This window comes from Haloarcula sp. DT43 (assembly GCF_037078405.1).
GTDB lineage: Archaea > Halobacteriota > Halobacteria > Halobacteriales > Haloarculaceae > Haloarcula > Haloarcula brevis.
On record NZ_JAYMGZ010000001.1, the window covers coordinates 561026 to 576300 of the forward strand.

At 67.1% G+C, this 15275-nt stretch carries 19 protein-coding genes; 13 read left to right on the forward strand and 6 right to left on the reverse strand.

What is annotated here, in order from left to right:
• Positions 1-63 precede the first annotated feature (63 nt).
• The gene (locus VI123_RS03030; protein ID WP_336336582.1) at positions 64-435 is read left to right on the forward strand and encodes a hypothetical protein; all 372 of its coding nucleotides are present in this window, start codon (positions 64-66) and stop codon (positions 433-435) included.
• 18 nt (positions 436-453) lie between these two features.
• Here VI123_RS03030 and VI123_RS03035 read toward each other — a convergent pair whose 3' ends face one another.
• Positions 454-2736 (reverse strand): nitric-oxide reductase large subunit, encoded by a 2283-nt coding sequence (locus VI123_RS03035; RefSeq protein WP_336336583.1) that lies wholly within the window; start codon positions 2734-2736, stop codon positions 454-456.
• Positions 2737-2897: 161 nt separating this feature from the next.
• On the opposite strand from VI123_RS03035, the gene VI123_RS03040 reads away from it, so the two are divergent.
• Together VI123_RS03040 and VI123_RS03045 are read left to right on the forward strand one after the other, a co-directional pair.
• Positions 2898-3470 (forward strand): YbhB/YbcL family Raf kinase inhibitor-like protein, encoded by a 573-nt coding sequence (locus VI123_RS03040; RefSeq protein ID WP_336336584.1) that lies wholly within the window; start codon positions 2898-2900, stop codon positions 3468-3470.
• A 180-nt stretch (positions 3471-3650) separates the two neighbouring features.
• Positions 3651-3830, forward strand: a complete 180-nt coding sequence (locus VI123_RS03045) for an HVO_0416 family zinc finger protein (RefSeq protein ID WP_336336585.1) — start codon at positions 3651-3653, stop codon at positions 3828-3830.
• A gap of 126 nt (positions 3831-3956) precedes the next feature.
• On the opposite strand, the gene VI123_RS03050 is transcribed toward VI123_RS03045, so the two are convergent.
• Positions 3957-4454, reverse strand: a complete 498-nt coding sequence (locus VI123_RS03050) for a PadR family transcriptional regulator (RefSeq protein WP_336336586.1) — start codon at positions 4452-4454, stop codon at positions 3957-3959.
• 132 nt (positions 4455-4586) lie between these two features.
• Between VI123_RS03050 and VI123_RS03055 the strand changes: the two genes are divergently transcribed.
• From VI123_RS03055 to VI123_RS03070, 4 genes are all read left to right on the forward strand, one after another.
• On the forward strand, positions 4587-4937 hold the full coding sequence (locus VI123_RS03055; protein ID WP_004515333.1) for an ArsR/SmtB family transcription factor: 351 nt from the start codon (positions 4587-4589) through the stop codon (positions 4935-4937).
• A 28-nt stretch (positions 4938-4965) separates the two neighbouring features.
• Positions 4966-5265, forward strand: a complete 300-nt coding sequence (locus tag VI123_RS03060; protein ID WP_336336587.1) for a DUF7521 family protein — start codon at positions 4966-4968, stop codon at positions 5263-5265.
• A 78-nt stretch (positions 5266-5343) separates the two neighbouring features.
• Entirely contained in the window at positions 5344-7185 is a 1842-nt protein-coding gene (locus VI123_RS03065; RefSeq protein ID WP_336336588.1) for an ATP-dependent helicase, read from the forward strand.
• Positions 7186-7411: 226 nt separating this feature from the next.
• On the forward strand, positions 7412-8086 hold the full coding sequence (locus VI123_RS03070) for an RNA ligase partner protein (RefSeq protein WP_336336589.1): 675 nt from the start codon (positions 7412-7414) through the stop codon (positions 8084-8086).
• Here VI123_RS03070 and VI123_RS03075 read toward each other — a convergent pair.
• On the reverse strand, positions 8083-8334 hold the full coding sequence (locus VI123_RS03075) for a DUF7533 family protein (RefSeq protein ID WP_336336590.1): 252 nt from the start codon (positions 8332-8334) through the stop codon (positions 8083-8085). The two genes, VI123_RS03070 and VI123_RS03075, sit on opposite strands and share 4 nt — an antisense overlap.
• A 96-nt stretch (positions 8335-8430) precedes the next feature.
• On the opposite strand from VI123_RS03075, the gene VI123_RS03080 reads away from it, so the two are divergent.
• The gene (locus VI123_RS03080; RefSeq protein WP_336336591.1) at positions 8431-8922 is read left to right on the forward strand and encodes a metallophosphoesterase; all 492 of its coding nucleotides are present in this window, start codon (positions 8431-8433) and stop codon (positions 8920-8922) included.
• A 3-nt stretch (positions 8923-8925) separates the two neighbouring features.
• On the opposite strand, the gene VI123_RS03085 is transcribed toward VI123_RS03080, so the two are convergent.
• Positions 8926-9990 (reverse strand): type II glyceraldehyde-3-phosphate dehydrogenase, encoded by a 1065-nt coding sequence (locus VI123_RS03085; protein ID WP_336336592.1) that lies wholly within the window; start codon positions 9988-9990, stop codon positions 8926-8928.
• Between the two features lie 181 nt (positions 9991-10171).
• Here VI123_RS03085 and VI123_RS03090 point away from each other — a divergent pair, with 181 nt between their 5' ends.
• Positions 10172-11131 (forward strand): aminopeptidase, encoded by a 960-nt coding sequence (locus VI123_RS03090; protein ID WP_336336593.1) that lies wholly within the window; start codon positions 10172-10174, stop codon positions 11129-11131.
• Between the two features lie 89 nt (positions 11132-11220).
• Here VI123_RS03090 and VI123_RS03095 read toward each other — a convergent pair whose 3' ends face one another.
• Positions 11221-11601, reverse strand: a complete 381-nt coding sequence (locus tag VI123_RS03095) for an SdpI family protein (protein WP_336336594.1) — start codon at positions 11599-11601, stop codon at positions 11221-11223.
• Between the two features lie 27 nt (positions 11602-11628).
• Here VI123_RS03095 and VI123_RS03100 point away from each other — a divergent pair, with 27 nt between their 5' ends.
• From VI123_RS03100 to VI123_RS03110, 3 genes are read left to right on the forward strand one after another with little or no spacing between them, the layout of a single operon-like run.
• Positions 11629-12282, forward strand: a complete 654-nt coding sequence (locus VI123_RS03100; protein ID WP_336336595.1) for an HVO_0476 family zinc finger protein — start codon at positions 11629-11631, stop codon at positions 12280-12282.
• Between the two features lies 1 nt (position 12283).
• The gene (locus tag VI123_RS03105) at positions 12284-12907 is read left to right on the forward strand and encodes a protein-L-isoaspartate(D-aspartate) O-methyltransferase (RefSeq protein WP_336336596.1); all 624 of its coding nucleotides are present in this window, start codon (positions 12284-12286) and stop codon (positions 12905-12907) included.
• Positions 12908-12967: 60 nt separating this feature from the next.
• Positions 12968-13699, forward strand: coding sequence for a protein-L-isoaspartate O-methyltransferase family protein (locus tag VI123_RS03110; protein WP_336336597.1), 732 nt, complete (start codon positions 12968-12970; stop codon positions 13697-13699).
• Here the strand turns inward: VI123_RS03110 and VI123_RS03115 are convergent.
• Complete coding sequence (locus VI123_RS03115) at positions 13696-14142, reverse strand: DUF7382 domain-containing protein (RefSeq protein ID WP_336336598.1); 447 nt, start codon at positions 14140-14142, stop codon at positions 13696-13698. The two genes, VI123_RS03110 and VI123_RS03115, sit on opposite strands and share 4 nt — an antisense overlap.
• Before the next feature lie 75 nt (positions 14143-14217).
• Here VI123_RS03115 and VI123_RS03120 point away from each other — a divergent pair, with 75 nt between their 5' ends.
• Entirely contained in the window at positions 14218-15270 is a 1053-nt protein-coding gene (locus VI123_RS03120) for an ATP-binding protein (protein ID WP_336336599.1), read from the forward strand.
• Positions 15271-15275 lie beyond the last annotated feature (5 nt).

The following is a 15275-nucleotide window of genomic DNA, read 5'->3' on the forward strand; positions in this document are numbered from 1 at the left end:
ATACGTCGCCTTCTACCTGTTAGCCTGTGAGTAAATATGAGGGCCCGGAGCGACCGGTGGGACATGGCCACCGAGGGGCAGGAGTACGTCATCGCGCCGTGGGGAGAGGGCGATTGTGAGACGACCGTCGTCACCGCCGAACTGCCGTCGCGGGACCTCACGGTCCAGCTGGAAGTCCCGACGGACGTGCTGGACCGTATGGCACAGCTCGGCGACGAACACGACATCCCGGTCACGGAGGCGCTCGCGGAGCGGCTCGAAATCAACCGGGCCTGGATGTCCCTCTGTGCTGCGAAGTCGGCCGACGACGTGGCGATGGTCCAGCAACACCTCACAAACGCCTGCGAGTACCTCTCGGGGGTCGAGACGCTCGACACGGCCGACCTCGAAGCCGACATCGACCACCTCTGGACCAGCGAACTCGGCAGCGCGTAACGGCCCTGCCCGGCCCTCTCAGTCGTCGCTCATCACGCCCTCGGCGACGGCCATGTCCTCGACCGTGGGGTCGTCCTCGGACGCCCGGAGGACGAACCGCTTGCGGACCAGGTCGGCCGCGTAGATGGCCGTCCCGAGGATGATGATCGTGTCACCGGGGAGCCGCGCCCAGAACAGCGTCTGGACGAGCGGCTGGTTGTAGAACGCGAGGCTCCGGGCCGCGGCGTAGCTCCCGGTGAAGGCGGCCTCCAGCTGGAGGAAGCCCACAGGCAGGACGGAGACGAACACCATCAGCGTCAGGCCGACGTTCCAGCACCAGAACGCGGCTCGGAGCCAGGAGCCGTCCCAGCGACCGGGCTCGATGGCCAACTGGAGCATGTAGGTGACCATCCCCAGCGCGAGGAAGCCGAAGGCCCCGAACATCGCGGCGTGGGCGTGGCCGACGGTGAGGTAGGTGCCGTGCTCGTAGTAGTTGATGAGCGGGAGGTTGATGAAGAACCCGAGCACGCCGGCCCCGACGAAGTTCCAGACGCCGCTGGCGATGATGAACATGAACGGGAGCTTGTAGGGGAACCCGCCGGTTTCGGACATCGCCCGGTACTGGCCCAGCGCCTCGTAGAGGATGAACACGAGCGGGAGCAGCTCCAGCGTCGAGAACACGCTCCCGATGGGGACCCACATGTCGGGCATGCCGACCCACCAGTAGTGGTGGGAGACGCCGACGACGCCCGTGCTCATCACCAGCAGGGCCTGGAGCATGACCGCCTTCTCGGCGCTGCGGCGGCTGAGCAGGTTCATCGACACCAGCGTCAGCCCGATGATGGCGACGATGAAGAACTCGAAGGCTCCTTCGACCCACATGTGGACGACCCACCAGCGCCAGAACTCCGTGACGGCGATGTTGGTCTCCGGGGTGAAGAAGAACCCGGCGGTAAACAGGAGCGCGATGGAGCCGCCGGCGTACAGTATCATGTGGGCGAGCCCGAACACCGGCTCACGGTCGAGCAGCGGCTTCAGGCCGCGAATCGAGAGGACGGCCCACAGGCCGAAGCCGACGAGCAGCCCGACTTGCCAGAGCTTCCCGACTTCGAGGTACTCCAGCCCTTCGTTGCCGACGAGCCACCAGAGGTCGCCGAAGTAACCGTGCGAGCCGAGCCAGATGCCCCCGAGGCCGCCGACGGTGACGACGACGATGGCCCCGAGCAGTCCGTCGATGTACGTCGACTGGCGCTTTGGCTCGTGGCCGGTCAGCAAGGGCGGGAGGAACAGGCCCGCGCCGAGCCAGGTCGCGGCTATCCAGAGGATGCCCAGGTCGATGTGCCAGGTCTTCGCCATGGCGAAGGGCAGTAGCTGGAGGATATGAACGCCGAAGATTTCCTCGATGCCGAAGAAGCCGGCCCGCTCGATGTAGAAGTGCGCGAGCAATCCGCCCAGTAACACCTGCGCGAGGAACAGCCCGGCGGCGACCGGGATGAACCGCAGGGCGGCCCGCTGGCTGGGGAAGATGCTCACGTCGCCCGGCTCGGGTACCGAGAGGTCCCCGGCGGACGGTTCCGGGAGGCTGACGGCGTTGTAGAGCCAGATGCCGCCACCGGCGGCGGCGACGAGGAGGACCATGGCGACGACGCTCCAGGTCATCGCCGCGCCCGTCGCGTCGTTGCCGGCGGCCGGCTCGTAGGGCCAGTCGTTCGTGTAGGAGTGGTCGCCGCCCGGGCGGTCGGTGTGGGAGAACCACGCCGTCCACATGGCGAAGTCGGCGAACTGCCGGGCGTCGGCCTCGGAGTCGATCATCCCCTCGGGGACGCCCCGCTCGTGGCTCCCCTCGTGGTACCGGTCGACGTACTCCTGGCGGACCTGCTGGTGGGCGTACAGCTCTGCGGCGGAGTACTCGATGTTTCCGCCGTCGTACTCCCCGCTGAGGTCCTGCTTGACGTCGTCGTCGACGGCGGCTTGCTGAGCCGTCGACAGCGAGTCGTACGTGGTCCCGTAGCGCTCTTCAGCGTAGTAGGTCCGCATGTGCTGGGTCTTCAGCGCCAGCGCGTCGGCGGTGTAGTCCGCGCCGTAGTACGCGCCGTTGCCGAGAATCGACCCGTGGTTCATCAGCCCGTTCTTCTGGAACGCCTTCTTGCCCTCACGGATGTCCTCCCCCGTGACGAGCGTCTCGCCGTCGGGTCCGACGACTTCCTCGGGGATAGGCGGCGCTTCCTGGTACGCAATCCACGCGCCGGCCCCCATGACGACGAGGTTGAAGACGAACGCGACAGCGATTACCTTCGCGATTGTCTTGCGTTTGAGCTCCATGTGGTTGGGACTCTATTACCCCAAAATAAGAAGGGGGCAAGACGTTCTCACCCGCTGGCGACGGGACGGAACATGTTCGCCCTGAACAGGACCGGTGGCGCCTCCACCGGACCTGGTGTGGTATCACAAGGTAGATTACTGCCTGTCCCTGCCACTGTGGCATGCGCCGCCGCCACCTCCTCCGGACGCTCGGGGCGTCAGCACTCGCCGGGAGCGCGGGCTGTACCGGGCAGTCGAACGACGCGACGCCGGCCTTCGTGGCGTCCAGCCCCGCGTTCAGTTCCGGGGACGAACTCCCCGCCCGGTTCACCTGCGACGGGGCCGGGGTCTCCCCGCCCTTTGTTATCGAGCGCGTCCCGAAGCCGACGGCGGCGCTGGCCGTCACTGCCGAGTACGACGGCGGCGTGTTCAGCCAGCCGGTGTTCTGGACGCTGTGGAACGTCCCGCCGGAGACAGAGCGGATTCCGGCCGGGCTTCCGCGCGAGCCGACCCTCGATACCCTCGGCGGCGCGCGACAGGGGACACAGCCCCCCAACGAGCCGGGGTACGAACCGCCGTGTCCGCCCGCCGGCCAGCCCTACGAGCACCGCTTTCAGGTGTTCGCGCTCGGCGAGGAACTGGCGCTCGACGGCGGGGCGGACCAGGAGCCGGCGACGGAGGCCATCGCCAACGCGCTCATCGCGAGCACCCGCATCACCGTCGACTACACTCACCCGGTTCCGACCGACGGTTAGGCGACGCCTGACGGACGCGGCCAGCGGCGGACCCGACGGACTGCTCGTTTCTGTGGTGTCGAGAGTATGCCGCGTAGACGGCCGGCTGTGGCCGGTGCAAGTCACCGGGCTGTCACTATTTGTGGTAATGTTTAACAATACCATTAAACCTATATACTGGTGTGATATACCATAGCATGTATGGCGTCCGCACCGAGCAGTGACGATATGTTCGACGAGTTCCTCTCCCAGCGTGGTCACGAAGTCGACCAGAGCGGTTGGGAAGAGAGCTATAACAAGAAGCAGTGCCCAGATTGCGGCGGCCTTCACGAGTCGACAGCGGCCCAGTGCTCGGTGTGCGGCTGGACACCGGTACGGTAAGGAACTCCGCTTTTCGGTTTCGTCGGAGCGAGACACACGACCGTCAGTGTCGACTGTGGCGCTTCTCGCTCACCATGTAACACGGGAGCGGATAGCTGGTCGGCCGGCGACTGGTCGCCGCCCCCTCTAGAACGCGTCCAGCGCCGCGTGGAGAAACAGTCCGACTGCGAGATGCTGGTGCGCCGACTCCGCGATACGTTCCTCCGCAGCGGCAGCGTCCGCGACGCCGTACTGTTTCGTCTGGACGAGTTCGTGTACTCGGAGCGTGCCGTCCGCTTCCAGTTCGTGTAGCCGGGGGTACACTGTCCCCGGACTCAGTTCGGCACCGAACTGTGACTCCAGTTCGTCCATCAGTCCGGTGCCGTGGGTGCCACCATCGGCGACTGCAATCGTCGCCAGTAGAATCTCCTCCAGGCTCTGTGTGACTAAGCCGTCCTCGACCGCGAGGTCGCCGCCGTCGAGGTCGTCGATGACCGAATCCAACACCGACTCCGGGATGGCGTCACGACTGGGTGGGTCGTGCGATTCCGGGCGCTCCGTGCCGTCGAACGGGGTCACTCGCTCGTCGGCCGTCTGGCCCTGTGGTCTACCCGTCGTCACGCGACGGAGGTCGTCTCCGGACATGGTCTCACCTGAACGCGCTCCGCGGTGACGGGTACAGGGGCAGTCATGATATAAACAGGGCAGTGTTTTCTGAGCGTGAAACCACCTCAGCGCTCGAAAACGCTTATATAACGCGACACGAATCTTCGTGTAGTGGCTGAGGAACAGAGCATCGAGGAGATTCTCGACACTATCGGCGACCAGCACGCACGCCGCGTGCTCGCCGCCATCAGTCGGGAACCGCAGTCGGCGAAGGAACTGGCCGAGGAGTGTGACCTCTCGTTGCCGACGGTGTATCGGCGCATCGAACTGCTCGACGAGTACGACCTCGTCACGGACCGGACGCTCGTCGCCGAGGACGGCAACCACTACAAGGTGTACGAGTCGAACTTCGAGTCGACGGTCATCTCGCTCGAAGACGAGGAGTACAAGGTCCGCATCTACCGGGAGGAGAATCTCCCGGACCGGTTCAGTCAGCTCTGGGACGAGCTGAACCCCGAATGAGTCCCGCCGTACCTGGAGGCCCGACCGCATGACGACCGGCGTCGCTATCGCCCGTGGCGTGCTCATCCTGATGCGGATGGTGGTGTTCGGGCTGACGCTCGGCATCACGCTGATTAGCTTCCAGGCCTACCGGAAACGCCCGTCGGAACGGCTCCAGTACGCGTTCATCGGCTTCGCGTTCATCAGCATGGGCGTCGCCATCTCCAGCGTCATCACGCAACTGAGCGCCGGTGAGACGGGGGCCCTCGCCCGCGTGTTCTTCCAGATGGCGGAGACGATACCGTTCATCATCGGGTTCGCGATGCTGTACGTCTCGCTGTACCGCTGAGTCCCCGGTCCGACGCGTATCGGTCGTCGTCCCGCTAAAGCACGTCGTTTATTTGGCCCCGGGCCCACTACATGTTCAATGACTGATTCGACCACCGAGGTTGTCCGCCTGTTCGGTGGGCCCGGTAGCGGGAAGACGACGGCGCTGCTCGACCGCGTGGACGAACTGCTGGAAGACGACGACGTGGACTTCCGCGACGTGCTGGTCGTCTCGTACACGCGTGCGGCGGCCGCCGAGATACGCGAGCGCCTCGCCGAGCGCCTCGGCCTGTCCCCGCGGGCGCTCCGGGGCAACGTCTGTACGATGCACGCGAAGGCCTACGAACTGCTGAACCTCTCGCGTGGCGACGTCGTCGGCGAGGACGACAAGGAGGCCTTCTGCGAGGAGTTCGGCATCGACTACGAGGACGAGTACGAGGGCTCGCGCCGCCGCTCGGCCCGCTCGACCACTCTCGGGAACAAGATTATCGCGACCAGTCAGTGGCTCCAGCGGACCCGCCGGGACGTGGCCGACTGGTACGACGTCCCCTTCAAGTGGGACGACGAGGAGGTCCGGCTCCCGCCGGAAATCGACGACAACGCCCAGACCGGCAACAAGTACACCCCGACCTGGCCGACCGACGACGACCGCGTCGACGTGCCGAGCGTCATCCGTGGCTGGCGCACCTACAAGGGCGAGAACGACCTGACCGGCTTCGCCGACATGCTCGAACGGGTCGCCCAGCGCTCGCTGCTGCCCAACGTCGACTACCTCATCATCGACGAGTTCCAGGACATCACGACCCTGCAGTACGACGTCTACCAGGAGTGGAAGCCCCACATGGAGCGGGTGCTCATCGCCGGCGACGACGACCAGGTCGTCTACGCCTGGCAGGGCGCGGACCCCGACCTCCTGCTGGAAGAAGACGTGACCCAGGACGAGGTGTTGCCCAACTCCTACCGGCTCCCCTCGCGCATCCTGAACGTCGTCAACCGCGAGGTCCGCCACATCGAGAAGCGCCAGGAGAAGGACCTCAACCCCCGCAAGGAGGGCGGCCGCGTCGAGGCGGTCCAGAACCCCTCGATGTTCGACCTCTCGCGCAACGTCACCCGGACCATCGAGCAGTCCGACGAGACGGTGATGGTCCTGTTCCGGGCGCGCTACCAGATGTTCCAGTTCATCGACGAGTTCATCGACAACGGGATTCCCTTCTCCTGTCTCACCGACCAGCGGATGTGGACCGACCGGCTCACCCAGTACGTCAACGGGCTCGAAGCCGTCGAGGCCGACGAGCCGCTCACGGTGCTCGAGGCCCGCCGGCTGGCCGACATGCTCGTCGACTCCGCGTTCGGGACCGGCGAGCGCGACGACCTCTTCGACGCGCTCGAAGAGATAGACGAGGCCCACGAGGACCAGGACATCGCCGACATCGAAATCGAACCCGACGTGGTCCGGGAACACGTCCCCTTCCTCCCCGACGCCGCCTCCGCGGGCGACATGCTCCGGAAGGTGACCAACTTCCAGGAGCGGACCGTCGACGCCTACTTCACCGGCGACTACACCGGGATGGACGCCGACCGCGTCCGCGTCGGCACCATCCACTCCGCGAAGGGCCGCGAGGCCGACCACGTGTTCGTCGCCACGGACCTCACGGAGAAGGTGGTCGAGCAGATGGCCGCGACGGTCGACCAGCAGGGCATCGAAGTGCCCGGCGTCGACGAGTTCACCAAACACACGAGTCCCGTGCCGACGCTGACCGACAACGAACGCCGCGTGTTCTACGTCGGGATGTCACGCGCCCGGGAGCGACTCGTTCTGCTGGAGAACCTCGTCGACGGCGCGCCGACCCTGCCCATCGACGTGTTGCTGGAAAACGAGCCCAGCGACCGCTCCATCGACGAACTGCTCGACGAGGCCGGCGAGACCATCGCCGCCGACTGAGCCGGTCACCGCCTTCCCGTCGCCGCGGCGTTCGTCGCCGAGGTGCCGGTACCGCCAGCCGCGGAACCACTCGGTGTCGAAGTGTTCCAGCAGGTCCGCGGGGTCGGCGTCGAACAGCGACCCCCGTCTCTCGGCGTACGTAGTGTTCGTTGACATGACACCAAATATTCTGCTGGCGCGTGGCGACTGTCAGAGAGCATTAGTGACCGGCTACCGTAGTGCCGGTATGGTCGACCGCCCGCTCAAACAACGGTTCGTCCTCGACACGTCGCTGTTTCTCACCCCCGAAATCAGGAGCGGCGACGAGGACCTGGAGGCGGCCTGCCTGGAACTGCTCGTTCTCATCTCGGAGGCGAAACTGGTCCACAACATCTCCTGTTACATGCCGCCGTCGATACAGGCGGAACTGACGACGATGCTCGAAGACCGAGCCATCAGTGACGAGGTGCTGACGAAACTGGACACGTGGGTCATCACGAAGTCCCCGGCCCACCACGAGGTACGGATTCCGGCGGACCTCGTCTACGAGTTCATCGACGAGATGTCGGAGCGGGTAGACCGCGGCCTTCGCGTCTCCGAGAAGGCCGTGCGGAAAGCCGAGGAATCGCGGGCCGAAACGGTCGAGGAACACGACCACATGACGGAGGTGGACAAGGTCATCTCGGACCTGCGCGACGAGTACCGGGACACGCTCCGGCAGGGCGTGCTCGACTCCCGCGAGGACTTCGACCTCCTGATACTCGCACAGGAACTGGACGCCGGCGTCGTCACGGAGGACCAGGGCATCATCAACTGGGCCGAGGACTTCGGACTGCGGTATCTCAAGGGGCGGAACTTCCCGTCGCTTCTCAGGGAGTACCTCGCGGCCGACGACCCGGACCGCTGGCGCGACGAGACTTAGTCGTCGTCACGGTCTGGCGATTGTCCGCCGGGGAGCGCGTTGCGCGCCCGCCCGGCGATTGCGCCGGGGATGTCCGTCGGGGAGGGAGCGACCCACTCGATGACCAGTAAGGCGACGGCTAACCCGAGAAAGACCGCGCCGACCGCCGTCTGGCCGCGGGCGACGTTGTCGACGCCGAGGAGGGTGACCCGCGCGGCGAGTACGACCGCGACCATCAGCTCGATTGTCCCGATGAGTCCCCGTGCCATCGGTCGCTGTAGACGGTGCCCGAACAAAAGCGTCGCGGCCCCGCGGTGGTCGCTGTCGGGGAACGTTCAAGTCGCCGCCGGCTGAACGTCGTCGGTATGCACGTCGGTATCGTCTCGGACACGCACGACAACACGTCGCTGGTCGAGGCCGCAGTCGAGACGTTCGCGGACGCGGGCTGTGAGACGGTCGTCCACTGCGGCGACTTCGTGGCCCCGTTCTCGGTGACGCCGTTCGACCGCGACTGGTCGTTCTACGCCGTCCGCGGCAACAACGACGGCGAGTGGGCGGTCCAATCGACGGTCGAGGACTTTGGCACGTACTTCGGCGAGATGGGCGAGCTGACCGTCGACGGACACGACATCGCGGTGTATCACGGCACCAGCGGCGAACTCGTCGACGCGCTGGTCGAGTGTGGCAGCTACGACTACGTGCTCCACGGGCACACCCACGAACGCGGCCACGAGGAGCGCGGGGGGACGGAGCGAATCAATCCCGGTGGTATCTCGATTCCGCCGGCACCGGGGCCGTTCTCCGTCGCGACGCTCTCGACGGACACCGGCGAAATCGAGTTCCACGAACTGGAGTGAGAATCAGTCGTCGGCGTGACTGTCGACGCGCTGTGGGCTGCCGTCGTGTTCGACGAGTCCGCGGCCGACGCCGAGAGCTTCGTCGGTGCGGCGGATGCTCTTCTCGGCGCTCGCGGTCCGCCCGGAGAGCGCGCGGACGGCGTCGATGTTCTCGGGCACCACGTCGGCTTCCTGGTGGATGGCCTGGAACAGGTAGAGGTCCCGGCCCTCGACCGTGATGGACTCGGCCCAGATGCAGTTCTCCCACACGTCGCCGCGCGGGCGGCCGGCGTCGCGGGTGTACTCCTTGAGCTTCCCCGCGCCGTCGATGCCGAGCGTCTCAGGGATGAGAAACAGGCGCGACTCGTCGGCGAGCAGGGACGTGACTTCCTCCGTCGTGGGCTCGCTCTCCAGCGTGACGTTGACGCTGTGGGTGTGCATCTGCGTCGTCGGGACCTTCATCCCCATCGTGTCGATGTCGAGGTCGGGGAAAATCGTCTGGACGTCGGGACCGTGGTGGGAGGGGATTTCGACGGGGTCCGGCAGCGTGTCGTTGATGGGGCCGCGACCGGTCTGGCCCGGGTCGGCACCGCGCCGGACCAGCGTCACGCGCGATTTCTCGACGCCGTAGGATTCCTTCAGCGGCGAGAGCAGTCGTGAGAGGCCGGTCGTGTTACATGAGACGACGCGAGCGGTGTCCGCGCCGACCGCCTGTTCGTAGTTGGCGCGAGCGTTGAAGCTCACGTCCGCCACGTCGGGGTCCTCCCCACCCTGGAAGATGGCTGGCGTGTCGTGTTCGGCGTACAGCGGCGCGTTGGCCGCGCCGATGCCGCCCGGTGTGGTGTCGACGACCACGTCGCTCGTCTCGATGAGGTCGTGGACTGTGCCGGCCGTCGCGAGGTCAGCGTCGTCGAACGGTTCGCGCCCGTCCGCGGCGTAAAGGTCGTAGCCGCGGTCGTCCGCGATAGTTGCCTCGAAGTTCGGCGAGCGCTTCGCTACGCCCGCAACTGTCATATCTGGCTGGACACGCACCGCGTCAGCGACGCGTTTCCCGATGGTGCCGAAGCCGTTGATGCCCACGTGGAGCATGGATGTCCATATCTCCGGGGAGAGTATATTCTTTGTGATTAAAATTTGGAGAAATTAACTCAGATAGTTGTACCTCTGCTGTTTGTGAACTTTTAACATAAAACGTCCGAAATCGCTGAGATATCGCGCGGTTTGGCGGCGGGCTATCAAGAGTTATTCGGTCGGAGAGCACAGCAACGGTATGGACAACTCGTCGCTTCGCGCCCCCGCAGAGACCGCCGTCAAACAGTGTCTGAACCTCCAGCCCGACGAATCCTGCGCGGTAATCACCGACGACCTGCGGAAAGCCATCGGGGAGGCGCTGTACCGCGTCGCCGCCGAGGTTACCGACGACGCGGTCTTCGTTCGCTACCCGCCGGGTGAGCAACACGGCGTGGAGCCGCCCGCGCCGGTCGCCGGCGCGATGGCGACCGCCGACGTGGTGCTCGCGCCGACGACCAAGAGCCTGAGCCACACCCAGGCCCGGACCGACGCCAACGACGCCGGCGCTCGGGTCGCAACGCTGCCCGGCATCAGCGAGGGCGTGTTCCTGATGGGGTTAGACGCCGACTACCACCGCATCGAACAGCACTGCGAGGACGTGCTGGCCCAGATCGAAGCCGCCGCGGAAATCCGGGTCACCTCGCCACAGGGCACCGACATCACCTTCGGCGTCGGCGACCGCGAGTGGCACATGGACACCGGTATCGTCCACGAACCCGGCGAGATGTCGAACCTCCCCGCCGGCGAGGTGTTCCTCGCCCCGGAGACGGCCGACGGCACGTTCGTCGTCGACGGGACGATGCGTCCCCACGGCAAACTCGACGGCAAACGGCTCACGTTCGACGTCGAGGACGGCTACGTCACGGACATCGACGACCCCGACATCCGCACCGAGGTCGAGGAGGCCGCCGAGGAGGTCGGGCGCGACGCCTACAACCTCGCCGAACTCGGCATCGGCACGAACGTCGCCGTGACCGAACTCGTCGGCTCCGTCCTGCTGGACGAGAAGGCCGGCGGGACGGTCCACATCGCCATCGGCGACGACCACGCGATGGGCGGGGACGTCCACGCGCCGATTCACCTGGACGGGATTCTGACGGAACCGACCGTGTACGCGGATGGGGAGGTCGTGGACCTCCCACGAGCGAACGGCGACTGACGGGAGCCGTGAGCTGGCGAGGAAGTGAAACTTCCCCGGGTAGAGTGAGCGGTCAGGCCGCGACGGTCGCGCGGACGACGACCGCCTCGCTATGCGTGTACGCGCTCTCCGTTCGCGGCGTAGACGACGATGAGCACCGCCCAGACGAGCGACCCGGCGAGGACGAGGTCGAACGGCACCGCGTAGCCGAGGTTCCACGCGAGGACGAGCCCGTGTACTGTGGCCATGAACGCCATCGTTGCGACGGTGATAGTGGTCCCCACCTGTGGGACATCGGGCGGGTCGTAGCGGAACGCTCCCTTCAGCACCACGAGCGTTGCGACCATCAGCGCCGGCAGCAGCGCGACGATGCAGGCGCTCGCTATCTCGGCGCGGTTCTTCCGGGGACCCCGGCAGTTGTTCCGTCGGTTCAATAAGTTCTGTGTGGCCGTGCGGGTGAGAACCACGAGCAGCGGCGTGGCGACGACCATTTACGGGAGCGCGGTCAACTCCGGTGTATGACAGACGCTACACCGGGCGACCGCATCGCCCTCCCGTGTCCGGCCTGTTCGCCGGACCTGGAAACGGTTCACGAGGTGCTGAAGCCGGGCGGCCACGTGACGGTCCGCTGTACGGACTGTGACCACGTCCACAAGGAGCAACTGCCCGACGAGGAGACGCTGGAGCGAAGCGTCGTCGTCTCCCAGGACGGGGACTCCTTCACCGCGGAGGTCGACGTCCCGGCCGGCGAGGAGCTGTCCGTCGGCGAGGAGTTCCTGCTGGAGACGGAGGAAGCCGTCGTGACCGCGCGCATCACCAGCCTGGAGACCGCGGACGGCCGCGAGGACGAGGCGGTCGCCGACGACGTCCAGACCATCTGGTCGCGCGCGGTCGGGAACGTCGCGGTCAACGTGACGATGCACCCGAAAGACGGGACCCACGACGAGACGGAGAGCTTCAAGCTCCACGTCCCCGGCGACTACGAGTTCGTCGTCGGCGAGACCGAGGAGTTCGGCGAGGAGGAGTTCACTGTCGAGGGGATTCACGTCCGCGACGACGCCCACGGCTACGACCACCAGAACATGGACCACGACGGCGACATGGGTATCGCCAAGGACATCAACCGGCTGTACGTCAGGGACGAGTCGACCACGGCGTGGTCAGCGTGGTAGGATGGTCGACTGGGATCGACAGCGGTCGCGGCTGGCCGACCGCTTGCGCTCGCGCGTCTCCGACGAGGCCGTCCTCGCGGCGATAAGGTCCGTTCCGCGCCACCTGTTCGTCCCGGACGAGGAGCGACACAGCGCCTATGCCGACCGCCCCCTCCCCATCGGGTCGGGCCAGACGATTTCTGCGCCGCACATGGTCGCACTCATGGCCGAGTTGCTCGACCTGTCCCCGGGCGACCGGGTGCTCGAAATCGGGACCGGCTGTGGCTACCACGCCGCGGTGACCGCCGAACTGGTCGGTCCCGAGAACGTCTACAGCGTGGAGTACCACGCGCCGCTGGCCGACGCGGCCCGCGAGACGCTGGCGGCGACCGGCTACGGCGAGGTTTCGGTGCGAGTCGGCGACGGCAAGCACGGGTGGTCCGAGTACGCGCCCTACGACCGTACGTACCTGGCCTGCGCCGCCCCGGAGTTCCCCGGCCCGCTCGTCGACCAGACCCGCGACGGCGGCGTCCTCCTGGCTCCGCTGGGCGACGGCCGACAGCGCCTTGTCCGGGCGACAAAGCGGGCCGACGGCACGCTCGACAGGGCCGACCACGGCGGCGTCCGGTTCGTCCCGCTGCAGTAGGTTTTCGAGGGACGTGGCCGGTGTCGCGCCATTGATATAGTTCCGGCCGAAAATACTGGTATGGACCCGGCGGTACTGCGGGACGACATGGTCGACAGCCTGCAACACGACAGCAAGGGTGTCGTCCGGAGCGCGTGGCTGTCGACAGCGATGCGTGCCGTCCCCCGCGAGGCCTTTGTCGGCGAGCAACAGGCCTACTCCGACCGTCCGTTCGAACGCCTCGGCACGCGCGTGCTCTCGCCCAGCACCGCCGGCCGAGTGCTGGAGGCCCTGTCGCCCGAGGAAGACGACGACGTACTCGTGGTCGGTGCCGGCGTCGGCTACACGGCCGCAGTGCTGGCGGAACACGTCGGCGCGGCCAACGTACAGGCGATAGACATCACGCGGCGGCTCGTCGTCGAAGCGCGCCAGAACCTGGCGAAAGCGGGCTACGACGCCGTCCTCGTGGACCGTCGCGACGGGGACGACGGGCTGCCCGAGTACGCGCCCTACGACCGCATTCTGCTGGAAGCCGCCGCAATCGACCCGCCCAGGGCACTCCTCCAGCAACTGACCGACGACGGGCGGCTGGTGATGCCGCTGGGCACCGGCGAGCAGTCGCTGGCCGTCGTCGACGCCGACGGGTCGGTCGAACGACACGGCACCGTCGCCTTCCAGCCGATGCTCGTCGAGGGCGAGCAGGCAGACACCGTCGAGCGAAACCGGACTCACCGCGAGGACCGCGAGCACGCCCGGCGGGCAGCCCAGTCCCGCGCCGGCTGGGAGCAGGAGTGGATAGACTGGGACGGCTAGGGCGACCTGACGACGAGCAGATCGGTGTTCGAGCGCGCGTCCTCGTAGCTACTGCCCGCCGGCGGTTTCACCTCGAACGTGACCGTGCCGTCCTGTTGGTTCGGCCCGAGCGACGGCGACAGCGAGAGGGTCGCGTTCCCCGCGCCGTCTGTCTCCCCCGTCGTGACCGACGAGAGCGTCGCCGTGCCGCTCTTTGCGACCACCGTCGCGCCGGACACGGGCGCGCCCTTCGAGTCGACGACGGTGACGACCACGTCCTGTGTCCCCGGGTCGGTAACTTCCGGATGCGGTTCGACGTCGACTTCGGTCACTTGGAGCGTCTCGATTCCGGAGATGGTGCTCATCATCACGGAGAGGCAGGCCACGCCGACCACCAGCGCGATGACGAGGCGAATCGGCAGCCCTTCGATGGCACGTTCGTCGCGCCACAGCGAGTCTGACATGGGACGGTGTGGTTCCGGATTCGCACTTGAACCCTCGGACGAACGTTCAAGTACCGGAACGGACCAACCGCCGGCATGGTCGTCATCGGACGCGACGGTGTGACGGGGGCGACGGCGCGGCTGGGCCACTATCGGGCCCGTGACGGGAGCCGCGGTGCTGCGGTCGACCTCGACGTCGACCGGCCACACGTCGGCCTCGTCGTCGGCAAGCGCGGGTCGGGGAAGACGTACACGCTCGGGGTCCTCGCCGAGGGGTTGCTGGCCGCCGAGGGGGTCGCGCCCGTCGTCGTCGACCCGATGGGTGCGTTCGCGCCGCTGGACGCCGCGGACGCGTCGGCGACAGTGGTCGACCCCGGTGTCCGTGCGGACGCGCTCGGCCCGCGCCAGTGGTGCACGGTGCTGGGGCTCGACCCGGAACAGGGTGCCGGCGCGCTCGTGTGGCGCGCGGCCAGCGAGCGCGAGACGCTCGACGGGATGCGTGCGTGGGTGACCGACGCGGAGACGACAGCGAGCGCGGGCCGAGCGGCGGCGAACCACCTCGCGCTGGCCGCGTCCTGGGACGTGTTCGACTCGGCGGGCATCGAGACGGAGGCACTGTGTAGCGACGAATTGACGGTGCTCGACCTGTCCGACCTCGGTTCGCGGCCGGCGGGCGCAGTCCTGGCCGCCGTCGCCACCGCGCTGTACGACGCTCGCCTGGCCGAACGGACGAGCCGCCTGCCCTGGCTGCTGGTCGACGAGGCTCACGCGTTTACTGACGGGGTCGCCCGGCGGCCGCTCCGTCGGCTCGTCACGCGGGGCCGCCAGCCCGGCGTCAGTTGCGTGCTGGCGACACAGCGACCCAGCGCCGTGCCGGCGACGACCGTCTCCCAGGCCGACCTGCTCGTGGCTCACCGGCTGACGAGCGCGGCCGACATCGACGCGTTGCAGGCGGTCCAGCCCACGTACCTCGACGGCGACTTCGCGGCCCGACTGCCCGAGGCGACGGGTGACGCGCTCGTCGTCGACGACAGCACCGAGTCCGTCCACCGCGTGACGGTCCGCGAGCGGCGGACGCCCCACGGCGGCGAGACGCCGCGGGCAAGCGCCCTCGACGGTGTCGAGGCCCGAACCGACGGCGGGTTCTGAACTCG